Genomic DNA, 6,059 nt, shown 5'->3' on the forward strand with positions numbered 1-6,059 from the left:
TTGGCGGTTCCGTCGAACGCTACCCGCGTTGAAGCGGCAGCGGCCACCACCTATTGTGTGGTGCCGACAAAGGCATCAGGCATTGGGAGGATGGTTTATGCGGATCGACGGTTCGGCCTATCGCACCATCTGGCCGGAGGAGGACGGGCGCGCCGTCGCCATCATCGACCAGACCCGCCTGCCGCATGACTTCGCGGTCGTCCGCCTGACGACGCTGGAGGACGCCGCCCACGCCATCCGCGCCATGCTGGTGCGCGGCGCCCCGCTGATCGGTGCCGCCGCCGCCTACGGCGTGGCGCTGGCGATGCGCGCCGACTCCGGCGACACCGGGCTGGAGCGGGCCTGCGCCACGCTGCTGGCGACGCGGCCGACGGCGGTCAACCTGCGCTGGGCGCTGGAACGGATGCGCGCCCGGCTGGCGCCGCTGCCGGAACCGGAGCGCGTCGCCGCCGCCGATGCGGAGGCAGCGTCCATCGCCGACGAGGACGTCGCCATCAACCGCGCCATCGGTGGCCACGGCGCAGCGTTGATCCGCGCCGCGGCGGAGCGCAAGCGGCCGGGCGAGCCGGTCAACCTGCTGACCCACTGCAACGCCGGCTGGCTGGCGACGGTCGACTGGGGAACGGCGCTGGCGCCGGTCTACGCCGCGTTCGAGCAGGGCATCCCGCTGCATGTCTGGGTCGACGAGACGCGGCCGCGCAACCAGGGCGCCAGCCTGACCGCGTGGGAGCTGAAGCACCACGGCGTTCCCCACACCGTGATCGCCGACAATGTCGGCGGCCATCTGATGCAGCATGGCCAAGTCGACCTGTGCATCGTCGGCACCGACCGCACCACCGCGACTGGCGACGTCTGCAACAAGATCGGCACCTATCTGAAGGCGCTGGCGGCGCACGACAACGGCGTACCCTTCTATGTCGGGCTGCCGTCACCGACCATCGACTGGACCATCGCCGACGGCGTGCGCCAGATCCCGATCGAGGAGCGCGATGGCCGCGAGGTCAGCGAGTTGACCGGCCGCACCGCCGACGGCCGGATCGAGACGGTCCGCGTCACCCCCGACGGCAGCCCGGTCGCCAACTTCGCCTTCGACGTCACGCCGGCGCGGCTGGTGACCGGCCTGATCACCGAACGCGGCGTCTGCCCGGCGACGCGGCAGGGGCTGCTGGGGCTGTTCCCCGAACGGGGCTGAACGACACCAGGGCCGGAAAGTGCCGACCACAAGTCGGAACTTTCCGGAATCAGTGTGATCCGGGTCAGCGATCGGCGGAGGAGGGGCGGCGGTCGGCCAGCAGGCGGCGCCACAGCCGCTTCGGCGCGCCCTCCGCATGCTTGGCGTCCAGCCATTCGTCGGCCAGTTCGCGAACCTGCCAGCCGCCCAGAAAGCGCTCGCAATCGATGGCGGTGTACAGCCGGACGCGCTCTTTGCCGAGGCGCTCGAAATAGGCCAGCGTTCTTTGGCGGTCGATGTCGTCCATAGGCCCCAATGAAGCGGTGATTGCGGACCGGTCACACCAAATGTTGATCCGCACACCGGATATTGGGAGAAGCGCATCGCTGGTGCAACTGTCCCTTTGTCGCGGCGCCCTGCACCGGAGGGGTAATGCGCTCTTGCGATGACCTCGGGACGAGCTGCCGCCGCCGGGTTAGGGCCGGCCATTCCGCAAGGCGCCGCCCGACATCGCACCGGTGTGGACGGCGATGTCCGACAGCGCGATTCCGGCGCGCGCCGCCGCCTGCTCCAGCGACGCGCGGTCGGGCCAGCACATCCGGCCACCGATGGCGGCCAACACGCCATCACGCTTGACCACCCACACCCCGGTGGTCGCCATTTCGATGACTTGGCCCAGCCGCAGCGGGGACGGACCGTCCGCGGCGCGGCGGTCGCCGAGCGGACTGTTGGCGGGGGCGATGTTGGGAATGGTGGCGCTGGTCGGCATCGTCTCTAGTCTTCCATATGGCCGGCCTTTCTCCCGGAACGACGCGGTGGCGCGGTCCGGCAGGGGCCGATCTCATGATCGCTCAGGTCAGCGGTGTCGGGATATAAAGGGAACTCCTAGCCAATTCATCGTGAAGATTCACGGGAAAAGTTATGATTGTTTGTGATCGTTTTCGACAAGGCGCACGGGTCTCACCAATTTCTTTTTGTCCACATTTCAATAATGGTTAAGCGCCAGAAAGGCTTTCGGGAAACCTTGCCGCCCTCCGCGCGTTGTTTCGAGCAGCGGGGTCGATGGCCTCAGGCACGCCACCGCCGCCGCCCAATTCAACGACCGTATTGGAGGACCCCATGGGTGCCGACACACCGAAGAACGAGGGGGAGGGCAACCGCACCGCCGACGCGCAGTACCGCCGCGGTGTCGAGGATCACGTCAAGAACCACGACGTGCAGGGCGACGCCGACCGGGCCCGCCGCGCGGTCGACGGCCCGGAGGGCGAGGAGCTTCGTCGCGCCGAGGAGAAGGGCAAGAGCCACGCCAAGGGCGAGGACCCGAAGTTGAAGCGCTGATGCCACCGGGCGGGCGCGGGACGGAAGCGCGTGTGGGCAAAGGGGGATAAACTCGCCGGCCGGGTGCGGCGGATACCCCGAAATGGTCACAGCAGCGCCGTGCGTCCGTCACCAAACATAAGCGTGGCCGTCGGAAGGCCTCCTCGGTGTTCGAGGGTCCAGCCCGGCGGCCATGCCTGTGTTTGAAGGAAGACACCCATGACGACGACCAAGCGGACATTCACCACCGGGGCGCTGGCGCTGCTGATCGGCGCGGCGGCCCTCGGCGGCTGTTCGAACCTGAACCATCGCGAGAACCGCGCGCTGACCGGCGGCGCCATCGGTGCGGCCGGCGGTGCGGCCATCGGCGCCGTGACCGGCGGCAGCGCGATCTATGGCGGCCTGCTGGGCGGTGCCGCGGGCGCCGCCGTGGGCGCGCTGACGGCTGACGACGGGCACCGGCATCGGTGAGGCCGAGCCGGTGATGTCCACCCGATGACGCGGCGCTGACACACGCCCCCCGTCAGTCCTCGTCATCCTCGAACTGGTCGAGGCTCAGCGCCCGCACCTCGGTGTTGGGCGCCGGGGCATTGGTGGCGGGGACCGGCGCGGGGGCGACCGCCTGGGACGGGCGCGGCGCCGGGCGGCTGGCGCCGCGATTCGGCGGCAGCCCGGCGTTGGGCCCCTTCAGCGGGCTGTTGACCGTCCCGCGCGGGCCGATGCTGGGCTCGTCGCCGAAATCGGGCAGGGGCGGGATGCGGTCCATCACCCGGCGGATCAGCCCGGCGATGCGGTCGGTTTCGGCGCGCAGGGCCTGCCCCTGCTCCCCCTCATAGAGGGGATCGTCGAGGAACTTGCGGATCTCCAGCACGCCGCGCAGTTCCACGCCGCACATCTCGTGCGTGCCGATGGGCAGCGCCTTCACCCGGGCGAAGCTGGCGAAGAAGCCGGCGCTGCCCTCGACGAACTGGACCACCATGCGGGCGTGCAGCCGCTCCAGCGCGGTGGTCATCGGGACGATCAGGTCCTCCATCTCCTCCGGCGCGGCGTCCAGCCGCTCCTGCGCCACCGCGGCCAGGGCGAAGAAGTCGCGCACCCGCCGGCTGAAGCGGCGGTAGCGCCCCAGCCCGCCGATCGACACCCGCTCGCGCGCCGCCGTCGCCAGTTCCGCCGACTGCTTCAGCGTGGCGTCGAGCCGCATCAGCAGCGTGGCGATCTCGCGCTGGCGTTGGGCCGGGCTGCGGCCGCCGCCCGGCGCCGGCGGGGCGGCGGGGCGGCGTGGGGGGCTGGAACGCATCATGCCGGTACGGGGTCGCTCCTGTCTTTGGACGGGGTCCTGATCGGGGGCCGCCGCTCAGCGTGCGGTGCGGACGGTCAGTGACTTCTGCCCGCCGTCGCGCACCACCGTCAACTGCACCGGCGTACCGACGCGCATGAGACCGATGCGGTTGCGGAAGTCGGTGGCGCTGCGCACCGGCCGGCCATCAACCGCCACCACCACGTCGCCGCTGCGCAGGCCGCCGCTGTCGGCCGGCGAACCGCGCTCGATCTTGGCGATCAGCGCGCCCTCGTCGCCCTTCAGGCTGAGGGTTTCGGCGAGGTCGGGCGTCAGATCCTGGATGGCGATGCCCAGCCGGCCGCGCCGCACCTCGCCATACTCGCGCAACTGCTCGACCACCGAGCGGACGATGCTGACCGGAACGGCGAAGCCGATGCCGACCGACCCGCCGGCCGGGCCGATGATGGCGGTGTTGATGCCGATCAGCTCGCCCTGGAAATTGACCAGCCCGCCGCCGGAGTTGCCGGGATTGATCGAGGCGTCGGTCTGGATGAAGTCCTCGTACCCCTCGATCTTCAGCCCGCTGCGCCCCAGCGCCGAGATGATGCCGGAGGTGACCGTCTGCCCCAGCCCGAACGGGTTGCCGATGGCGACGACGAAGTCGCCGACCTTGGCCCCGTCCGAGTCGCCGAGCGGCAGCGCGGTCAGACTGTCGGCCTTGATCTGCAGCAGGGCGATGTCGGTGGCGGCGTCGCGCCCGATCAGCTTGGCGCGCAGGCGGCGGCGGTCCTTCAGGGTGACGGCGATCTCCTGCGCGTTCTCCACCACATGGTTGTTGGTGACGACGTAGCCGTTGCGGGCGTCGACGATCACCCCCGACCCGGCGCTGACCTGCGGGCGGCCCTGCGGCATCTGGTCCGGCATGTTGAAGAAACGGCGGAAGAACGGGTCGCGCAGCAGCGGGTTCTCCGCCTGGGGCGCCTGGCTCAGCACCGAGATGTTGACCACCGCCGGCGTCACCTGCTCCAGCATCGGGGCGATGGTGCCGCCGCCGCCCACCGCGCCCAGCGGCAGCGCCGCCGCCGCCGGCGACGGCCCCAGGCCCCATCGGCCCAGCCCGGAGTCGGCCGGGGCGAAGAGGGCGCAACCGGTCAGCGCCGCCATCCCGACCGCCGTCGCAAACACCACCGGCCGCACGACCGCTTTCATGGTTCCGTCCTTCCTTGACTGTGGATTCTTGATTGGCTGGGCAGATTTGGGACAAACGCGCAGGCGGTTCAAGCCTGACGGCCCGTCGCTGGCCCGTTAGACACGACGCGGCGATGATAGCCGGAGGATGGCGGAAACTCCCGGTAAAGAAATTTGGTGGTATAGAGCAGGGCTGGCCCGGCCCCGACGACGTGCGGGGCGGGTGGACCAAGGGAACGGGTTGATCGGAATGACCGGCGGGTCGCTGCTCGAGTTGAGCGAGCAAGAGTATCTGCAGATGGAGGAGGCCCTGTCGCAGACCGCGCGGGGGCGCGCCTTCCTGCGCATGCGCGACCGGCGCTGCCGCGTCGTCGCCTCCGACGATTTCCAGCGGCTGGTCGGGCAGTTGGAGGCTCAGGTCAACCGGCTGGGCGGCGCCGCGCCGTCCGCCTTCGCCGCCTTCGCCCCCGGCGAGGATCCGCGCATCCAGCAGGAGCTGACCGCGATCACCCAGGTGGTGCGCGAGGCGCGCAGCGACATCGCCGCCCTGAAGGCCACCGACACCGGGTCGAACCGGATCGAGGCGGCGACCGGCGAGCTGGACGAGATCGTCGCCGCCACCGAACGCGCCACCACCGACATCCTGAACGCGACGGAGAAGATTCAGGAAATCACCATGTCGATGCCGCGCAACGACGCCGATCTGGCCGAACAGATCGACGCGATCGAGGCGTGGTGCATCGAGGTGATGACCGCCTGTTCGTTCCAGGACATCACCGGCCAGCGCACCACCAAGGTCGTCAACACGCTGCGCTACATCGAAGAGCGCGTGAACACGATGATCGAGATCTGGGGCGTCGACCGGCTGTCGGTCACCGATCACCCGCAAGGATCGGGCGAGGTGTCCTCGCACCGCAAGATCGGCGACACCCGACCCGACGCGCATCTGCTGAACGGTCCGCAACTGGGCGGGCCGGAGGTCAGCCAGGACGCCATCGACGCCCTGTTCGACAGCGTCCCCGGTGTGATGGAGCGTGCGGAGCCGGCCCCCGCCGCCCCGCCTCCGCCGCCCCCCGCGCCACCCCCACCCCCTGTCGCGAAGCC

The 6,059-nt window shown here is 70.1% G+C and carries 8 protein-coding genes; 4 read left to right on the plus strand and 4 right to left on the minus strand.

Annotation, left to right across the window (positions count from 1 at the left end; translation table 11 throughout):
• The first annotated feature begins 97 nt into the window (after positions 1–97).
• Positions 98–1,192 carry an S-methyl-5-thioribose-1-phosphate isomerase gene (gene mtnA, locus TSO352_RS15555; protein WP_109108187.1) on the plus strand — a complete coding sequence of 365 codons (1,095 nt, stop codon included), beginning with the start codon at positions 98–100 and terminating at the stop codon, positions 1,190–1,192.
• Positions 1,193–1,256: 64 nt separating this feature from the next.
• Here the strand turns inward: mtnA and TSO352_RS15560 are convergent, their stop codons facing one another.
• Both TSO352_RS15560 and TSO352_RS15565 read right to left on the minus strand, forming a co-directional pair.
• A complete protein-coding gene (locus TSO352_RS15560) occupies positions 1,257–1,478 on the minus strand; it encodes a hypothetical protein (RefSeq protein WP_109108188.1) in 222 nt (73 codons plus the stop codon).
• 168 nt (positions 1,479–1,646) lie between these two features.
• Positions 1,647–1,940: a hypothetical protein gene (locus TSO352_RS15565; protein WP_109108189.1), complete on the minus strand. Its 294-nt coding sequence runs from the start codon at positions 1,938–1,940 to the stop codon at positions 1,647–1,649.
• 350 nt (positions 1,941–2,290) lie between these two features.
• On the opposite strand from TSO352_RS15565, the gene TSO352_RS33240 reads away from it, so the two are divergent.
• Positions 2,291–2,509 carry a hypothetical protein gene (locus tag TSO352_RS33240; protein ID WP_158284594.1) on the plus strand — a complete coding sequence of 73 codons (219 nt, stop codon included), beginning with the start codon at positions 2,291–2,293 and terminating at the stop codon, positions 2,507–2,509.
• A gap of 198 nt (positions 2,510–2,707) precedes the next feature.
• Complete coding sequence (locus TSO352_RS15570) at positions 2,708–2,959, plus strand: hypothetical protein (RefSeq protein ID WP_109108190.1); 252 nt, start codon at positions 2,708–2,710, stop codon at positions 2,957–2,959.
• A 52-nt stretch (positions 2,960–3,011) separates the two neighbouring features.
• Here the strand turns inward: TSO352_RS15570 and TSO352_RS15575 are convergent, their stop codons facing one another.
• Both TSO352_RS15575 and TSO352_RS15580 read right to left on the minus strand, forming a co-directional pair.
• Positions 3,012–3,788: a hypothetical protein gene (locus TSO352_RS15575; protein ID WP_109108191.1), complete on the minus strand. Its 777-nt coding sequence runs from the start codon at positions 3,786–3,788 to the stop codon at positions 3,012–3,014.
• 54 nt (positions 3,789–3,842) lie between these two features.
• Positions 3,843–4,976, minus strand: coding sequence for a Do family serine endopeptidase (locus tag TSO352_RS15580; protein WP_109108192.1), 1,134 nt, complete (start codon positions 4,974–4,976; stop codon positions 3,843–3,845).
• A gap of 229 nt (positions 4,977–5,205) precedes the next feature.
• On the opposite strand from TSO352_RS15580, the gene TSO352_RS15585 reads away from it, so the two are divergent.
• On the plus strand, positions 5,206–6,059 hold an 854-nt coding region (locus tag TSO352_RS15585; protein WP_109108355.1), incomplete at its 3' end, for a hypothetical protein.

Origin of the sequence: Azospirillum sp. TSO35-2, assembly GCF_003116095.1 — a bacterium.
GTDB lineage: Bacteria > Pseudomonadota > Alphaproteobacteria > Azospirillales > Azospirillaceae > Azospirillum.